This window comes from Nostoc sp. XA010 (genome assembly GCF_020829625.1).
Taxonomy (GTDB): Bacteria; Cyanobacteriota; Cyanobacteriia; order Cyanobacteriales; family Nostocaceae; genus Nostoc.
The window spans coordinates 230799-247948 of sequence record NZ_JAIVFX010000001.1 but is presented as its reverse complement, the minus strand read 5'-3'; the positions used below and the strand labels follow the sequence as shown (position 1 = coordinate 247948).

14 protein-coding genes are annotated in these 17150 nt (G+C 43.6%); 4 read left to right on the top strand and 10 right to left on the bottom strand.

Annotated features, from left to right (window positions below):
* The first annotated feature begins 407 nt into the window (after positions 1-407).
* Positions 408-941, top strand: a complete 534-nt coding sequence (locus LC608_RS01080) for an alpha/beta hydrolase (protein ID WP_229552068.1) — start codon at positions 408-410, stop codon at positions 939-941.
* Here the strand turns inward: LC608_RS01080 and LC608_RS01075 are convergent.
* From LC608_RS01075 to LC608_RS01045, 7 genes are all read right to left on the bottom strand, one after another.
* Positions 938-1135 carry a hypothetical protein gene (locus LC608_RS01075; RefSeq protein WP_229551767.1) on the bottom strand — a complete coding sequence of 66 codons (198 nt, stop codon included), beginning with the start codon at positions 1133-1135 and terminating at the stop codon, positions 938-940. The two genes, LC608_RS01080 and LC608_RS01075, sit on opposite strands and share 4 nt — an antisense overlap.
* A gap of 138 nt (positions 1136-1273) precedes the next feature.
* On the bottom strand, positions 1274-1894 hold the full coding sequence (locus tag LC608_RS01070; RefSeq protein WP_229551766.1) for a low-complexity tail membrane protein: 621 nt from the start codon (positions 1892-1894) through the stop codon (positions 1274-1276).
* A 104-nt stretch (positions 1895-1998) separates the two neighbouring features.
* A complete protein-coding gene (infB, locus tag LC608_RS01065) occupies positions 1999-5157 on the bottom strand; it encodes a translation initiation factor IF-2 (protein ID WP_229551765.1) in 3159 nt (1052 codons plus the stop codon).
* Between the two features lie 482 nt (positions 5158-5639).
* A complete protein-coding gene (locus LC608_RS01060) occupies positions 5640-5909 on the bottom strand; it encodes a YlxR family protein (protein WP_229551764.1) in 270 nt (89 codons plus the stop codon).
* A 148-nt stretch (positions 5910-6057) separates the two neighbouring features.
* Positions 6058-7344, bottom strand: coding sequence for a transcription termination factor NusA (gene nusA, locus LC608_RS01055; protein ID WP_229551763.1), 1287 nt, complete (start codon positions 7342-7344; stop codon positions 6058-6060).
* 188 nt (positions 7345-7532) lie between these two features.
* A complete protein-coding gene (rimP, locus tag LC608_RS01050; RefSeq protein ID WP_229551762.1) occupies positions 7533-7994 on the bottom strand; it encodes a ribosome maturation factor RimP in 462 nt (153 codons plus the stop codon).
* 218 nt (positions 7995-8212) lie between these two features.
* Positions 8213-9631 (bottom strand): hypothetical protein, encoded by a 1419-nt coding sequence (locus LC608_RS01045; RefSeq protein WP_229551761.1) that lies wholly within the window; start codon positions 9629-9631, stop codon positions 8213-8215.
* 455 nt (positions 9632-10086) lie between these two features.
* Between LC608_RS01045 and LC608_RS01040 the strand changes: the two genes are divergently transcribed.
* The gene (locus LC608_RS01040; RefSeq protein ID WP_229551760.1) at positions 10087-10824 is read left to right on the top strand and encodes a peptidoglycan-binding protein; all 738 of its coding nucleotides are present in this window, start codon (positions 10087-10089) and stop codon (positions 10822-10824) included.
* 31 nt (positions 10825-10855) lie between these two features.
* On the opposite strand, the gene LC608_RS01035 is transcribed toward LC608_RS01040, so the two are convergent.
* A complete protein-coding gene (locus tag LC608_RS01035; protein WP_229551759.1) occupies positions 10856-11749 on the bottom strand; it encodes a hypothetical protein in 894 nt (297 codons plus the stop codon).
* Positions 11750-11879: 130 nt separating this feature from the next.
* Complete coding sequence (locus LC608_RS01030; RefSeq protein ID WP_229551758.1) at positions 11880-13772, bottom strand: serine/threonine-protein kinase; 1893 nt, start codon at positions 13770-13772, stop codon at positions 11880-11882.
* A 288-nt stretch (positions 13773-14060) separates the two neighbouring features.
* Here LC608_RS01030 and LC608_RS01025 point away from each other — a divergent pair, with 288 nt between their 5' ends.
* Together LC608_RS01025 and LC608_RS01020 are read left to right on the top strand one after the other, a co-directional pair.
* Positions 14061-14969, top strand: coding sequence for a DUF3365 domain-containing protein (locus tag LC608_RS01025; protein WP_229551757.1), 909 nt, complete (start codon positions 14061-14063; stop codon positions 14967-14969).
* Between the two features lie 11 nt (positions 14970-14980).
* Complete coding sequence (locus LC608_RS01020; protein ID WP_229551756.1) at positions 14981-15166, top strand: hypothetical protein; 186 nt, start codon at positions 14981-14983, stop codon at positions 15164-15166.
* Positions 15167-15304: 138 nt separating this feature from the next.
* On the opposite strand, the gene LC608_RS01015 is transcribed toward LC608_RS01020, so the two are convergent.
* Positions 15305-16555, bottom strand: a complete 1251-nt coding sequence (locus LC608_RS01015) for a serine/threonine-protein kinase (RefSeq protein WP_229551755.1) — start codon at positions 16553-16555, stop codon at positions 15305-15307.
* Positions 16556-17150: the final 595 nt, after the last annotated feature.

The following is a 17150-nucleotide window of genomic DNA, read 5'->3' as shown; positions in this document are numbered from 1 at the left end:
CTTGTAGCTGCTGTAAAACCCATGCAAAACTATACTGGATGATTAGCCCTGATTCAGCTAAATTCCTTAGATAGATCACAGAACTTATACATTAGTTATATTTTTTTATTCAGAAAATTCTACCAGTACTCTGTCAAGCCAACTTTGAAGGGTAAAAGAACGAACCACAGAGGCACAGAGAACACAGAGTCAGAGAAAAGAGGAGATGGTAACTGGATTTTCGCGCCCCCTGTACTGGGGACTTTCGGGATGAGGCGGTATATCAATAAGTCTCTCGCTGGCTTGTCTAAGCGCTCATTCTCCCTACTGAATTATTTATTTTTTTGTCTTCCCTAAAGCTAGATGCTGCAAATAATGTTCCTGGAATATCATCACAGGAAAAGCCAACCTATTGGAAATGGGAAGAAATGCGTTTTAAATTTTTGGGGCTGCGTCGCGCTTTAGTTTTAGTAGGTAGTACCTGCCTTCTACTTTTATCCCCGCCTGTCTTTGCTGCGGAACGAGTGGTGCTAAACTATGGTATCTTCCGTGAATCACTTTCAGTAGAGGAGCTATCTACCTTTGCCCAAACAGGTGAACTTTCAAGTTCACTACGAATTAATTTGGCTTTGGCGCGACAAGATCCCAAAGCCATCCGTCAGTATTTGACAGAGCCGGTAAAGGTAAACCTTGTATTTTTAGATAGAGTACTGAATAGCCGGATTGGTAATATTATTTTGGATCAAATTAGTCAAGTTATTTATACACCGTCTCACAGAGCAGATCGGCAGGCTTTGCGAGCCGCTTTGGTACTTTCTGCGAGTCAAGACGGGCAGGTGTCGCTAATCGAAATTATTAAGAATTATCCCACAAATGAAGTCGAAGTTGATGGAAAACGCTTGCAGGGTGCATACCGTCAACTCCGCCGCTTGCAAACAAGCCTACAAGATTTATTTGGTTAGTAAGCTAAAGTTTCTAAAGTTTCCCTTAAATACCGTTGTACCTGCTGTTCCAAGCGAATTCCGTGTAATTGAGCATCGCGTTCTAGTTGCCAGCGTTGAAAACCGGAACTAGTGGAGATCGCACATTTGAGGCTATACCAAATTTTAGTATCAGCAGAAAATCGGCGATCGCTAGAAGCTGGAATTTGAGCCATAGTTTCTCATTCCTTTATTTTAACTTCAACGGTAATTAGTCATTAGTGATTGGTCATTAGTCAGCAGTTAGAAATTATTATTCTCTCCTGCTACTTATTTATAGCCCTTTAAAGTTAAATAATATACTTTACGGGCTGCTACGAATCTGTATTAATCCTAAACAAGGATTGCACCAATCGGGGCACGATTTGATTAACCCGTACTCCTAAAATTGTGAAATCCTGCTTAATCTTTTCTAAAGATAATGGCTCTATGCCAGCGAATTCTGTGTCATTAGTCACTAAAACTCGCATTACACTCACAGGTATTTGTAAAAATAGATTGCTGCCTAAAAATGCTAAACCTGCAAACAATAGTGCAACGCTACGCCATTGTGGGAGAAATTTAGCTGAATTTGCTACTGATGGGGCAATTTGGTAAAGCTGCCACAACACCCAAACCGACAATACTGCTGCTACTAATGCCAGGATACGATTTAACTTTGTATTAATTAAACAGAGAATTTTTCGCTGCCGCTCGGTCAGATTTTCTGGCTTTAGGGCTATTCCTAAAAGAGCAAATATATAAAAAGGGCGACGCAACTGCATCCATAGCAAAGGGACAATACCAATGGCAGCAACTAAAAATAGCTCCATCCACACTGGTAAAAACGGCTCGCCTACAGACAGGAAGAATAAGCAGAGGACTAAAAAAACAGGCAACGTCGCTAATCCAGCGACGTGAATCCACAAAATAGGTTCAGAGCGAAATGAATGCATATATAAAAAGTTATGAGTTAAGAGTTAGGAGTTAAGAATTAGCAGCCTTTAACTCCTAACTCTTAATTTATCACTCCTAACTTCTAACCATTTTACCCTTAACACTACCTCGTTAAGGTGAGAGTGCGGCGCTTCGTAACCATCTGATAGGATTCGATGATGTCACCTTCAACCCAATCATTAAATTTATCCATGCCGACACCGCATTCATAACCGGCGTTGACCTCACGGGTATCTTCTTTCATCCGTTTTAGGGAATCAAGGACACCTTCAAAGATCACCTTACCGCCACGTCGCACCCTGACTTTACAGTTGCGAACTAGCTTGCCAGATTGAACGTAGCAACCGGCAACCGCACCGCGACCGACTGGGAAGACGGCCCGGACTTCGGTTTGACCCAAGGGTTCTTCCACCAACTCTGGTTCCAAAAGACCTTCCAAGGCATCTTGGATATCTTCTAGGAGTTTGTAGATTACGTTGTATTCACGAACATCTACACCTGCTTCATCGGCGGCTTGTCTAGCGCCACTAGCGAAGGTGGTGTTGAAGCCAATAATTACAGCGTTACTGGCAGCTGCTAAGTCGATATCTGTCTCGGTGATTTCCCCAGCAGTAGCCAAGAGCATCCGAATTTGGACTTCGTTTTGCGGGATTTGCTTGAGCGCTCCCACAATGGCTTCTACAGAACCTTGTACGTCTCCCTTCAAGATCAAGTTGAGTTCTTTCAACTCGCCTTCTTGTGCTTGAGCCGACAGGGTTGTAAGGGTAACACGACCCTGTAACAAACGGGATAGGCGTTGTCTGTCTGCGCGATCGCTAGCGAGTGTTCTGGCTTCTTTTTCGTTCTGGAAGACCTCGAACTCGTCGCCTGCTGCTGGCACATCACTTAAACCTAGTACCTCGACAGCAAAGGAAGGAGAAGCAATATCTACTCTCTTACCTCTGTCATCTACCATCGCCCGGACTTTACCGAAAGCCGAGCCAGCTACCAAGATATCTCCCACATGCAGGGTGCCATTCTGAATTAGCAGGGTAGCAACTGCTCCCTTGGCTTTATCCAGATGTGCTTCAATTACAGTTCCTTTGGCGGTACGATCTGGGTTGGCAGATAGTTCTGCAACCTCTGCTACTAAGAGAATCATCTCTAAGAGCGTATCCAGGTTTTCACCTCTGATGGCGCTCACCGGAACCATGATTGTCTCACCACCCCAGTCTTCTGAGGTCAGACCATACTGGGTGAGTTCTTGTTTAACGCGCTCTGGCTGTGCCCCTTCTTTGTCAATTTTGTTGATTGCAACAACAATTGGCACTCCCGCAGCTTGGGCGTGGCTAATGGCTTCAATGGTTTGAGGACGGACACCATCATCAGCAGCCACTACCAATACGGCAATGTCTGTTACCCGCGCTCCTCTGGCCCGCATTGCTGTAAAGGCTTCGTGACCAGGAGTATCCAGGAAGACAATCTGCTGCGGTTTGCCTTCATGTACTACATCCACATGGTATGCACCAATGTGTTGAGTGATCCCGCCAGCTTCGCCAGCAGCCACTTTTGTTTTGCGGATTGAGTCGAGTAGGGTTGTTTTACCGTGGTCTACGTGACCCATAATTGTCACGACTGGCGGACGGCGGAGGAGATATTCAAAGTCTTCTGCGCCGACCATTTCCGTAACTTTCCGAGCTTCTGCTTCTCGTTCGCCGGTTTCGACTTCTATTTCTAGTTCTTTTCCTACCAGGGTAATTGTGGGAATATCTAGATTTTGGGTGATACTCACCGCCATGCCTTTGAGGAACAGGATTTTCACAATCTCTGTATCGGGAACGGCTAAAACGTCAGACAGTTCTTGCACAGTCAACGGGCCTGTGATCACCACTTTTGCTGGACGATCGCGCTTGGTGTCAGCTTCTTGTTGCTGGCGACGGTTATTGTGATGGTCACGGCTAGAACCAGACTTAGAACCAGGCTTTCTACTGCCTCTAGCAGTTGGGGCGCTAGCAAGGGTTGCACCTGGCATCTGTACAGGTCGAGTCGCTTTGGGTTTGGGAGGACGGGCAATGGAAAGGCTGACTTGGACGGTGGCTGGTGAGTCTAGATCGTCATCATCTAGCAAATCTTCTTCAAACTCATCATCCAATATCGGCTTGATCCGCTTGCCTTTAACGCCAGCTTTAGCCTTTTCTTTAACTTCGTCAATTATTTCCTCTTCTACCCACTTCTTGCCGCCTTTGGTGGGGCGAGGTGGACTTGGGCGTTTCAAATCGAGGAGATCGGGTGCTACGACTGGCTCATCACCTAATCCTTGAGATTTGCCCGCCATTCCTGACATCTGCCTGGGTGGAGTAGCGATCGGCATTGCTGCTACCGCTTCACCAGGTCGAGCTGGCCTGGGCCGTTGCCCCTCTCCTAGTTGTGATGGTGCAGATGGTCTATTGACCCTCTGCTCTGGTCTGGTGGGTGCAGGGGTAGGACGACTTGTTCTTTGTGGTGCACCTGGTGGAGACTGGTCAGTTGGCAGTTTAGCAACTCTAGGCTTAATTTGTTCGCGATCGCCTTCGACGGGTCGTTGCCGTTGGTCACGCTTGAGGATTGGTTTGTCTGCCTGCGATACTTGCTCATCTGCCACCGGGGCTTCTTCCGCCGCAGGTCTTGGCGGTGGGGCAGCTAATTGCGGTTTGATCGGTTTTTCCGCTTTCGGTCTCGGTGGAACTATTTTTTCTGGTTTTTGGGATGCTATTTTTTCCGATCCCTGATTTGGATTTGGCGTTTGTTCCAAGTCCGTGACAGGAGGTTGCTCTTGAGTCTCAGATTGAGTCCGGGGCACAGGTCGAGTTGGTGCTGCCGGCTTCATGGGTGAGACTGGTGTAGCGAAAGGCCGTGGTGGTGAGGGAGGATTAGCTTCAGACAAGGCAGCTTGGGTATTGGTAGCAACTGACGCCTCTGGGGCGTTGGGGGTAGTATTTCTCAATATTTTGGGTTTGCGTATTTCCAAAATTTGCTGTTTGTGGGGTGCAGCAGGTCGGGCAGATCCGCCGTTTGATGGCGAGTTTGGTTTATGGCTGGTTGTACGTAGTTCCTTTTTGGCGGAGGCATTCGTCGCTGCGAGTTTTTCCGCAGCCGTGCGGATGTTTTCTGCCTCGGATTCTGAAATCGTGCTGCTATGACTTTTGACCGAGATGCTGAGCTGGTCGCAAATTGCTAGTAGCTCTTTGTTATCCAAATTCAATTCCTTTGATAATTCATAGATTCTAACTTTGCCGTTGTTCATCCACTCTTCCCCTTTAATTTACAGTTTTAGCGGATGGTTGCCTGGGAGTGCGACATCTCCATCCTTGGATTACTGTTTTTAGACTGCCGTTCAGTTTTTGCCGGTGCCTCCAATCAGGAAAGAGAGATGTTTCGGTTTAATAATGGCATCCCCACCAGGAATGATGGTTGAGGGACACCCATAAAAATTTTTTAAATAAAAGATTTTTATAGGAACCCCTGACGCCGAACTGCGCCTGAGCGCTACCAGGTTGCCATTTTGTAGTTTCTTGTTTTGGTGATTCTGAGCCTTCCACAACACAATCGATTACATCTTGTTCTGGGAATCTTGCCTCGCCTCTCTTAATTATTGGAGAGCCGAATGCCTTTTACACCCATTTACTATTTTGGCACTAACCTTAACGATCAACAGAGGGTGTCATGAAAGCGCGACTTCGGCTTTCGCACTATTCCTCTGGTGATTACGTCACAAAGTTGTTCCAATTAAATTTGGTTTTGGGTATTGCTCTGGGCTAGACGATGCAACAAGCTTTGGTACAGTGTTTCTGGCACTGATGCATGTAGCGATCGCCCTAGTCGATTTTTTTTTTGAGCTGCTTGTAGGCAACTCGTTTGCGGACAAATATAGGCAGAACGCCCCATGCCCTGATCTAATTGTACCTTTCCCGATGGAAAGACGCGGACAATCCGCCAAAACTGATCTTTTGAGCCTACTTTCCGGCAACTAATACAGCGCCGATAATTTGGTTTCATCGTTTCTGGGTGATCTCAGTCCAGCATTCTGGATGTAAAAAGAAGTTTATTATTACTATTTTTTACTCATACCAAGTAGCTTTTGAGAAAATAATCCTTGAGACTGAGACTACAATCTACATTATCAAAACTTTACAAAATTAATCAATTATTCATCATCGTCATTATCAAAAGTATCCTCCTCTTCTGCTCCGTCCTGATTTTCATCCTCGAATTCTTCTTCATATTCAAGATCGTCTTCCTCTGATTCCTGTGATTGATATTTTGTTCTTACAGCCAGAAATTTGGCATCTTCTCCGGCATAGTCATACTTAGCTTTGTCTTTGATGTCTATTTTCCAACCAGTCAGACGGGCTGCTAGACGGACATTTTGTCCTTCTTTGCCTATGGCTAAACTCAATTGGTCTTCAGCCACTAGTACGTGAGTTTGCCGGGATTCTGGGTCCATCAGGCGTACTTCATCTACCCTTGCTGGACTTAAGGCATTGGCAATATATGTTGCTGGGTCTGGTGACCAGCGAATTACATCTATTTTTTCACCGCGTAATTCGTTGACTACCACTTGAATTCGTGATCCCCTGGCTCCGATACAAGCGCCTACTGGGTCTACATCGCGATCAAGGGTATCTACTGCTATTTTAGTCCGGGGGCCGACATAACGCGAAGGGGGGTTTGCCTCCCTCGCTACGGCAACAATCCGTACCACTTCATCTTCGATTTCTGGAACTTCGTTGGCAAAAAGATAAACTACCAAACCAGCATCAGCGCGAGACACAAGCAACTGTGGCCCTCGTTGCTGACCTTGGGAGACTTTTTTAAGATATACCTTGAAGGTGGCATTTGCGCGATAATTATCGTTGGGCAGCTGTTCCCGCTTCGGTAATTCGGCTTCTACTTCTGGCTGACCAAAGCCACTGCTAACTGCCAAAACCACTGATTGCCGCTCAAACCGCAGGACTCTTGCTTGCAGGACAGTTCCTTCTAAATCTTGGAACTCTTCTTGCACCATTTGGCGCTGTTGATCCCGTAATTTTTGCGCCAGTACCTGCTTGGTTTGCATCGCCGCCATCCGACCAAACTCTCCTTGGTCGGGGGTAACATCCAGCACCACAGAGTCTCCTAACTGCGCTTCGGGAGCTACTTGTTGAACTTCATCTAAGGAAATCTGGTGGTCTGTGTTACTGACTGCTTCAACAATGGTTTTGGTAGAAAGAACGCGAAATCCTTCTCCTTCAATATCGAGTTCTACTTCAAAATTTTCAAAATAATCTTCGTCAAACTGTTTGCGTTCTAAATTTTGGGCACGACGATAACGTTCGTAACCTTTGAGTAGTGCTTCTCTAATAGCTGATTGAACTGCAAGACGGGGTAAATTCCGCTCTCGACTTATACTTTCAATTAATTCTTTTAATCCAGGTAAAGTAACCATTGACATAAGCAATCTCCTTTAAAAATTAGGGAATGGGGAGTGGGGAGTGGGGAGTGGAGACTGAAAACTACGCATTAGAGCCAGAGATTAGAAAATAGTTTTACACTAGTCTCTAATCTCTAGCCCTTAGTCCCTAACCTTTAGCCTTGAGCTAAGGTGTTCTAATCTCTAACTCCTAAGCCTTAGCCCTTTGTTTATCGGCGCTCGTCTAGCTGCACCTTAGTAATTAGGGGGCGGGGAATTTCGACTACACGACCTTTTTGGTTTAAGTAAAGTGCTGTCTCATCCCGGCGAATCAACTGACCAGTCCACTCTTGTTGTCCGTCGTAGGGGGGCGTTGTGGAGATGATGACAGGAAATCCTTTAAAGGAAATAAACTCCCTGTCTGTTACCAGTTGTCGCGAAATCCCAGGACTAGACACTTCCAAGACGTATGCATCTGGAACGATTTGGGCAGTATCTAAGGAGGCTTCTAAAGCACGGCTCATCCTCTCACAATCATTTAAACCGGTGTCTTGCTCAGGATTGCGAATGTCTACCCGCAAAACTGGTGGACTTTGGTTAGTGTGAAAAACCACGCCAACCACTTCCAATCCCAGTTCTTCTGCCACTGGTGTCGCCAAATCAATAATTTGTGGAACTAAAGGATGAGCCATGAGAAAATTCAATAAAAAAAGTGGGCACTGACCCACTTCCTGCGATAGGTATATCTTCCAAGAAGTCTTGTGACGAACCAATTATGATTCGCCTAATTCGTAGTTTAGCGCATTTCTTTTATAGTCGTGCATTGGGAAGAGGCAGAGGGGCAGGGGGCAGGGAGCAGGGAGCAGAGGGGAAAGAGCTAATTATTTTCTTCTCCCCCTTGCCCCATGCCTCATCTTTTCACTATTGCTGGAACTGATATTTGTGTTCGTAACTGTCTGGTTTGCTCGATAATTTGGTCTATGTCTTCTTGGGACAAACGCTGGACGTAGTTGATTTTGATTTCCTCTAAGAAGTCAAAAAGTAAACTCTGAATTTCTGAGAGTACGTGTTTTTCCTTTATTTGAGATCCTAAGACTTTGCTAAAAGTTTCTACTAGCTGACTGGTGAGTTTTGCGCCCACAGGGTCTTCAACAGCACTAACTAACGTTTTGTAAAGATTAGTTGTGATTTGAGTTGCCAGTTGTTCGCTTAACTGGGTTTGAGCCTGTCCCACGCCAGGGAGGTTCTGGAGGTTGCGGTAGACGGGGACTTGATGGAAGACGGTTTCGATGTTGTGGCGCAAAATGGCTACGATCGCAGGTTGGATTTCGGGTAGCACTTGGTAGACAATTGTTTTTACTAGAAGACCTGCGATCGCTTCGACTTCATTTACATTATTAATATCTATGTAGGGACGTAAATTTTCTTGTTGCAGTAGCCAGCGCGTTAACTCACCCTTCTGAATTGAACCCTGAACCTGATTAATTACTCTCACCACTACTACTTCTGTGAGTTCTTCGGCAAAATTGGCGACAATCCCCTGATGAATTTGCTTTCGCACTGGATGCAAATTCAACAACTGCGCTTGATCGAGGCGGACTACTACAGGTAAAATTCGCAGCCACCGCCAAAATGGCAGTAGTAAAAATAGGTCATACCAACGCCACAATACTGCTTCAAACCAGCTTAAACCAGGATGTCGGCGTCTAATTAAGAAAGTACGCCCCAGCAATTCTACGCCAAATAAAATCACAAAGGGTAAGTCAATAATCCAGAAATTATCAACAAAATCGCCATTTTCACCGATTTGGCGGAAGTAGTTAGAGGCAATTAAAGGGCGAATACTCTGGTTGAAAAAACTAATTTGTTGATCCCAGCCATTTTGTGAGAAGTAAGGCTGACTCCAAAAAGTGGCAAAGGACTGTTTTGCAGATTCATTACCAATGTGCGATCGCATTTGCTTTTTGATTTTTTCCAGAGTCCCACTCTTATTCACTCCCGCAAATGGGTTACTGTCAATCATCTCGCTGCTAAGACGACTTATTTGTATTAGCCTGTTATTTACCTGAGAAGACTCTAACCCTGTTTGCCTGACTTGTTCTTCTAATGCGTCTACTGTTTCTAGATAACTTTTTGTGTCTCGATGGGGTTCGATACCTTTTATTGGGTCATAAATCTGAATAATTTGGGGAAGTTTTCGCAAGTAGAAATCTCGCCAAGGTACGTAACTTAAATTAAACAAAACTAAACCTAAATTTACGGTGGCAGTAATTGCCATTATTCTTTCAAACCAAAGATTCCGTTGCTTAGAAGGTTTTATATCTTTCATATTTTGTCATATATTATACATTTCATGAATGTTTGGAATATAAGCTCTTTCATTTATCGAAACAGAATTCAGGAGTCAGGAGCCAGAATGGGCTAAACCTTAGCTATCCGCTAACAGAATGAATTTTGAACGAAGGTCAAAAGCCGCTCCGTTCGGGCAACATCTCTGATTGCCCTGGCTCTAGCTTGACACAGGTGACAGATGTATGCACTACACTAATTTAGTGTTCATAGGTGTGGATTCGATTCAGATGATGCTGTATCTCTGCTAATACAACATACTCCTTTTGATGGATGACGAAAATTGGTTTTTGTACAGAAAGTTAAATTTAACAAAAATAAATCACAAATTATTCAAAAAATATTAAAAAAGCGCAAAAAAAGTTATTAAACAAACTTAAAATGCAGCTGTTAACATTTATAATCCTGCTGGTTTAACTCAAAGGAGTTTTAAGTATGTGGTGTGGGTTTGGAAAATCAAGCGCGAATTTTGCTGTTACTTGCCTGATAACGGCTAGTGTCGTAATTGCAGACACAGGTTTCGCAGCCTCTCAACGTAGCTATACCCCCCAGCAATTCCGTGCTGTGTTGCGAGGGTTAGGCTATAACGTCAAGGTAACAAATGGTGCTTTGGCGGATCAGGAAACTAAAAAGGCAATTCGTGAATTTCAGACGGGTTATAAGCTAAAACCAGTTGATGGGATAGCAGGGCCAAAAACCCAAGCATTTGCTGCTAACATCATTCAAATTCTGCACACAAATTTGAATGCAGTGGTAAAGCCAAATCCTCCCCTCCCGCGCGATCATTTTTATGGTTCCCGCACAGAAGCAGTGGTGAAGGAGTATCAGAAGAAATATCAGTTGCAAGAAACTGGAATTGCTAATTTAGCACTCCGCCAAAAGCTGAATGAAGAAGCAAAGACAGTGATCAGTCAGCCAACAGCTAAACCAACAGCTACACCAACAGCTACACCGACGGCTAGACCAACAACTACACCGACGGCTACACCGACGGCTAGACCGACGGCTAGACCGACGGCTACACCGACAGCTACACCGACAGCTACACCGACGGCTACACCAACAGCTACGCCAACAGCTACACCGACAGCTACACCGACGGCTACACCGACGGCTACACCAACAGCTACACCGACAGCTACACCGACAGCTACGCCAACAACTAGACCCTAATCGCCACCAAAAACTCCTACCCCAAAACCTCTTAAGTCATTTGATTTGGTTCTTCTAAGGGTCTGCCCTTGGGTATAGGTAGAATTGGACGACGGTCATTGTAAGGCATAGGAATGTACTGGACGCTGGGTCGGCCTCCTTGTGGCTGTGGGTACAAATCCATGAGATCATAAATAGAATGGGGCAGTCCGACAGTTACGGGCAGCCCCATTTCTGTTGCTTCTTCTATAGTGATGGGATAGTCGTGGGTGACGCGCCCAGTTGTCAAGGCTTCGATAATCGGTTCGATATTTTCTGGCAGAACTTTTTGTTTGGGCATACTGTCTTTTAGCAGAGTCCGTACAAATCTCTGTACCTGTGCAATTGCTTTGCGTGAGAGGTCGGCCATAATTAGAGTTTGGTCATCAATCTCACTGATGGGTTTATCTTCGACTACTTTTAGGATACTTGCTGCTGGGTAGTTACCCAATTGGGGATCAACTGGTCCTAAGACAGCGTTAGCATCCATAATAATTTCATCAGAGGCGATCGCAAGCATTGTACCGCCACTCATAGCATAGTGAGGTACAAAGACTGTAACTTTTGCTTGGTGGCGAATTAATGCTCTGGCGATTTGTTCTGTAGCTAAAACCAAACCCCCAGGAGTGTGCAAAATTAAGTCAATCGGCACATCTGGGGGTGTGAGGCGAATTGCTCGCAATATTTGTTCTGAGTCTTCGATAGTAATGTAGCGAGATAAGGGAATTCCCAGGAAGCTAAGGGACTCTTGGCGGTGAATGAGCAAAATTACCCGACTATTGCGTTCCTGCTGGAATTGTTGTAAAGCACGCAAGCGGCGATATTCTATTTGACGTTTTTGCCAAAGGGGTTGCAAAGAAGTTAGAAGGAGAAAAATCCAGAATAAATCACCAATACCAAAGCCCATATAATTTATTGCTCAAAAATAACGGTTGTCGTCATTATTGTGACAATTTTTGGGCGATCGCATTTCTATCTGTAGGTTTAAAACTATCTAACCACACTAAGCAAAAATATTATCAATCATGAATTATTTATTATCCCCGTCGCCAAATCTTGATAGTGTCGTCATCACCACCGCTAACTAAGGTTTGTCCATCGGGACTAAAGGCGACGCATCGAACATAACTGGAATGCCCTATAAGTGTGCTAATTTCTCTGCCACTGTCTACGTGCCATAGTTTGATAGTGTTGTCCCAACTGGCACTAGCGAGAAATTGCCCATTATGGCTAAAGGCAACTGACCAAACTGAATCAGAATGACCAATAAGAGTACGAATTTCTCTGCCTGTATTTACATCCCACAGTTTAATTGTGTTGTCACCACTGCCACTGGCGATAATTTCGCCATCTTTGCTGAAGGCGATACAGTTAACAAAGAAGGAATGACCTAATAATGTGCAAATGTTTCTGCCTGTATATACTTGCCATAATTTAATGGTGTAATCAGTACTGGCACTAGCCACAAGCTGTCTATCTTTGCTATTCGTTGCAGGCGTTGTTGGAGAATAGGCAACTGACGAAACTGAGTCAGAATGACCTATGAGAGTTTGGGTTTCTATGCCTGTGTGTACTTGCCACAGTTTAATTGTGCAGTCAACGCTGCCACTAGCTAGAAATTTGCCATCTGGACTAAAGGCAACGGAATTCACCCAATTAGTATGACCAGCGAGAGTACGAATTTCTTTGCCTGTGTTTACATCCCATAATTTGATGGTGTTATCCCAACTACCGCTAGCTAAGATTTCCGAGTTCAGTTCTGCAACTCCCGCAGATTTGCCTGACTCCCTTTGATGAGAAAGCTTTGAGGAGACTGGGCTAAAGGCGATGGAATGAACCATACTGGAATGACCAGAAGACCAACGACCTAGTTGACGCACTAGCTTGCCAGTACCCAGTTGCCAAAGTTTAATAGTATGGTCATTACTGCCACTAGCAATAAATTGCCCGTCTGAGCTAATGGCGATCGCATGAACCATACTAGAATGACCTTTGAGGGTCTGTACACATTGCCACTTCTGTTGATCTAATACAACAGGTGGAGGTGGTTTAAGTTTAGGCGTTATCACCAAGTTAGATGATATTGGTGCTATCTTATCGCCACCAGTATCAGAACCCAATAAATCTAACCACTCCTGCACAGACTGGGGACGATAGGTTGACTCCAAATCCATGCCGCACATAATAGCCTGATTCACCCTGTCGCTGATTTTAGGATTAAAATATTGTGGTGGTTCTAAATTAACATTGTGACGTCTATCATCTGCACTCGTCGGTATAACTGCGGTAAGCAAATTATACAAAGTAGCAGCTAAGGCGTAGATATCAATATATTCTCCTCGTGGTGCTTCTGATTCATACTGCTCAGGTGGGGCAAAACCAGGAGTACGATACACTGTATGCCTTTGGATCATATTGGGAATAAATTCTCTAGCGATGCCAAAATCTATCAGCACTGCTTCTGATTTATCAATGCGGATCATAATATTACGTGGTTTGAGATCCCGATGCAGCAGCCCTTTAGAGTGAATTAGCGTCAAAGCATCGCCAATTTGCCTGATGTACAGTAGCGCTTCTGCTTCTGATAGCACTCCCATCCGTCTTAGGCGCTGTCCTAAGTCTTCGCCTTCGATGTAATCCATCACCATGCAGGGCAAATTTCCCTCATCAAAGATGGTTTCTATCTGTACTATATGAGGATGGTGACACACAGCCAGCCTTACTGCTTCATCACGGAAGTCTTGCCGTAACTTGTTTCGGTGGAGTATCCAGGCGGGGTGATTCAAGATTTCTTCTTTGAGAGTTTTAATCACTCGCAGTTGATTCTGTTGATTTCTGGCAAGATAAGTAATGCCAATGCCGCCTTCACCTAGTTGGCTTTCAATAATGTACCGTCCACCGAATAAAGACTTTCCTGCATTCCACACCATTAGTAATATTTGACAATTCCTGGTATTTATTTTGGCACGGTATCAGAACAGCCAACACGAATTTTTGGAAATTCAATTTTGTTTTGCTGTTGTAGCTTTTTGCATTACTTACTTAGAGAACATTTTCATTAACCTCAATAATTACTAATATAGAGTTGGGTATACCCTAGTAGTTTTAGCTAAACTATACTTTTACACCAAAATTTTATTTGATTGTTCATGCTAAAGTAAACGATGACTTTAGCAATATTTGGTCACCATAATTTGACTTGTAGGTAATGTGAAATTATGCTAAAGAATTTAAAGCTGAAACAAAAGTTTACAATTCTCCTACTGGTAATTCTGACATTCGGTCTGAGCTTGAGTGGATTTGCTCTTTCTTCTCTGCTTAGAGAGAATGCTAAACAAGATATTAGCTCAACAGGTCTTATGCTCATGCAAACCATGAGTTCTATTCGTAAATATACCAATACTCAAGTTAATCCAGAGCTAGCTGATAAATTGGCAACTGAGTTTTTGCCGCAAAGTGTGCCTGCATACTCAGCACGGGAGGTATTTGAGATTTTACGGAAAACACCAGACTACCGTGATTTCTTTTACAAAGAAGCAACTCTCAATCCTACAAATCTTCGGGATAAGGCTGACGTTTTTGAGACGGAAATTGTAGAAAGGTTCAGAAATAAATCAGACCTTAAAGAACTGAGTGGATTTCGCTCAATTCCTGGTGGGGATATCTTTTATATTGCTCGTCCCTTACCAGTTTCTGAACAAAGTTGTTTAGTCTGTCATAGTGTACCAGAAGCTGCACCTCCAAGTATGATTAATCTTTATGGTACAGCTAATGGATTTGGGTGGAAGCTGAATGAGATTGTCGGCGCTCAGATTATTACAGTACCAGCAAATAACGTCATCAACAAAGCTCATCAGTCTTCCTTACTAATTATTCTAATTGTATCAACTATTTTTATAGCTACTATCCTGTTAGTAAACTATTTCTTGAATCGACAAGTTGTTATGCCTCTCAAACGCATGACTCGCATTGCCGAAGAAGTTAGTATTGGACACATGGAAGTTGAATTCGAGCAGATGTCTAATGATGAAATCGGTAATTTAGCTAAAGCCTTTAAACGGATGCAGTTAAGTTTAGAAATGGCAATGAAAAGAATCAAACGCACTCAGGGAAGTATAGGGGATTAAAATAGTTCGTAATGACGCTCCTACGTCGCTACCGCTACGCTAACGTAATTCGTAATGACGCTCGTGACGCTCGTTCGCCTTTGGCGTCTCCCCTTGGGAGAAGACTCGCTAACGCTGCGCTATCGCCTTTGGCGTCTCCCCTTCTCCCAAAGGGAGAGGCTACCACCAAGGCAGAAGACTCGGTAACGCTGCGCTAACGTAATTCGTAATTTAGTTGGGCAACGGAGATTTAGACCCAACCACAAAACTGGCTGCGTTTATTTGCTCTTTACTTAAACTCTGAGAATTAGTTAAACAATTCAAAATTATCTCTAAATGAAAGGTGGTCTATATATTTATGAGAATAAGCTTTTTTTGAACTCAAAAGCTGCTTGAAAGTCAGGAATTTCCCTGGCTATGAGTTCAATAAATTGGTCGGGTGAAATGTAAGAATTTTGATCTAATATTTCTTCTATAACTAGATTTGCCATTGGGCCAATGTGATAAGCTAACTCTTGATGACAATGTTTAATAAATGCTGGTTGGAGCGAAGGTTGCTGTTCTTTAATTCGCCCAATTTGCGGAATGGCTGGTGAAGTAGGTGAACTAAAAATTGTTTCTCCAGGTTGGTTGTATGACGACGATATTGCCGACATGGGCTGAAATTCAGGATTAAATACGGTGGGGGGCAAATCATCAAGCATGATTACAGGAGACATTACCACTTCTAGTTCTCCAATCTGCTCTAAATCTATAAGAACTTCCCTAGCTGTTTGGTATCGCTTGTTAGGTCTATCTGCCAACATCTGATCAAGTACTTGAGCGAACCCATCAGTAACATAGGTATAATAACGCCAGTTCCATTCTAAGGAATATTGATCTATTAGTAAGGATGGATCTCTACCTGTGAGTAATACAATAGCTGTTACTCCCAAAGCATAAAGGTCACTAGAGGGAGAACATAAACCCAAGCTAATCTGTTCACGGGGAGCATACCCCACTTTGCCAACAAGGGACATTTTGCCAACAAAGGTCACCTGGTTGTTAGAACTTCTGCCTTCATTGATGTCAGCAATTTGCTTGCCTACACCAAAATCAATCAGCACTGGCAGATCCTTACCATCAGGTAACATGATATTATCAGGTGAAATATCTCGATGGATAATGTTGTGCTGATGAACATATTCCAAAACAGGCAGCAGATTTTTTAGCCACTCTATAACTTCTTCTTCAGAAAAGTTTCTTCCTTGACGTTGAAGTTCTCCCAGCAGCCTAGAATATGTTTTACCGTCAACATACTCTTGTACTAGGAATAACCGACCATCTCCTTCAAAGCAAGCCAAAAACTTGGGAATTTGAGGATGTTGCAATTGATGAAGAATTTTTGCCTCTCTTTTAAACAAGTTGCGATATTGTTCCAGCCCACTCTCCCCTGTGCCAATGGGCGCAAACTCCTTGAGAACACAAGCTTCATTAAACCGACGAGTGTCAAAGGCCAAGTAAGTTCGCCCCAATCCTCCCTGCCCCAGAAGTTTTTGGATAATATAGCGGTTATCGATTAGAGTTCCAGCAGCTATTTCTGGTCTTGTCATAGGGGACTGTGACATCTCATCGCACTCCTAGCGATTTTATTATTGATAAATTATTCAGTTTGCTGAAAGTCAGAAACTCTAGCTGATATTGGCTTATAACATCCTTACAATTGAGATTAGCATCACTGTTAAGACAAGGAAATACACTCTTCTACAATCTTTCGACGGTCTTTTGTGACCAAATAGACAATTTTTACCTAAGCAGTTCAATCATACTACTCATACTTACGTATTTTAGCAGCCGGAATATAATCAGTGTCTGCGGTAATCTCTGCGACTGCTCTGGGCATCGCTTTTTGGATTTGCAGATGAACCACATTTTACCTCTAGTAACTCAATTGGCACTGAGCTTTGTAACAGTAAGGATATAGCGTGATATGATATTTTCTCAGAAAAACTGAGGTTGCTATAGACTTGCCGAAAAAATTATTATATGTATTTAAAGTGCTGAATATGTGTTAGCGCAGATCGTCGTAGACATCGCTCTGAAAAATTAATCTTTACTGAGAGCTAATATCATTATTAAATAACTGTTTCAGCATCGGCTATCAAGGTTTTCAGTATAAATGATTCCTCAATAGCAGAAAATTATGATGCGTATAATAAAATA

Coding starts and splice junctions, on each gene's coding strand:
- LC608_RS01075 (WP_229551767.1), bottom strand. CDS start 1,135: ATGGCTCAAATTCCAGCTTCTAGCGATCGCCGATTTTCTGCTGATACT.
- LC608_RS01035 (WP_229551759.1), bottom strand. CDS start 11,749: ATGGGCTTTGGTATTGGTGATTTATTCTGGATTTTTCTCCTTCTAACT.
- rimP (WP_229551762.1), bottom strand. CDS start 7,994: ATGGCTCATCCTTTAGTTCCACAAATTATTGATTTGGCGACACCAGTG.
- LC608_RS01070 (WP_229551766.1), bottom strand. CDS start 1,894: ATGCATTCATTTCGCTCTGAACCTATTTTGTGGATTCACGTCGCTGGA.
- LC608_RS01080 (WP_229552068.1), top strand. CDS start 408: ATGCGTTTTAAATTTTTGGGGCTGCGTCGCGCTTTAGTTTTAGTAGGT.
- nusA (WP_229551763.1), bottom strand. CDS start 7,344: ATGTCAATGGTTACTTTACCTGGATTAAAAGAATTAATTGAAAGTATA.
- infB (WP_229551765.1), bottom strand. CDS start 5,157: ATGAACAACGGCAAAGTTAGAATCTATGAATTATCAAAGGAATTGAAT.
- LC608_RS01020 (WP_229551756.1), top strand. CDS start 14,981: ATGACGCTCCTACGTCGCTACCGCTACGCTAACGTAATTCGTAATGAC.
- LC608_RS01030 (WP_229551758.1), bottom strand. CDS start 13,772: ATGGTGTGGAATGCAGGAAAGTCTTTATTCGGTGGACGGTACATTATT.
- LC608_RS01045 (WP_229551761.1), bottom strand. CDS start 9,631: ATGAAAGATATAAAACCTTCTAAGCAACGGAATCTTTGGTTTGAAAGA.
- LC608_RS01040 (WP_229551760.1), top strand. CDS start 10,087: ATGTGGTGTGGGTTTGGAAAATCAAGCGCGAATTTTGCTGTTACTTGC.
- LC608_RS01015 (WP_229551755.1), bottom strand. CDS start 16,555: ATGTCACAGTCCCCTATGACAAGACCAGAAATAGCTGCTGGAACTCTA.
- LC608_RS01025 (WP_229551757.1), top strand. CDS start 14,061: ATGCTAAAGAATTTAAAGCTGAAACAAAAGTTTACAATTCTCCTACTG.
- LC608_RS01060 (WP_229551764.1), bottom strand. CDS start 5,909: ATGAAACCAAATTATCGGCGCTGTATTAGTTGCCGGAAAGTAGGCTCA.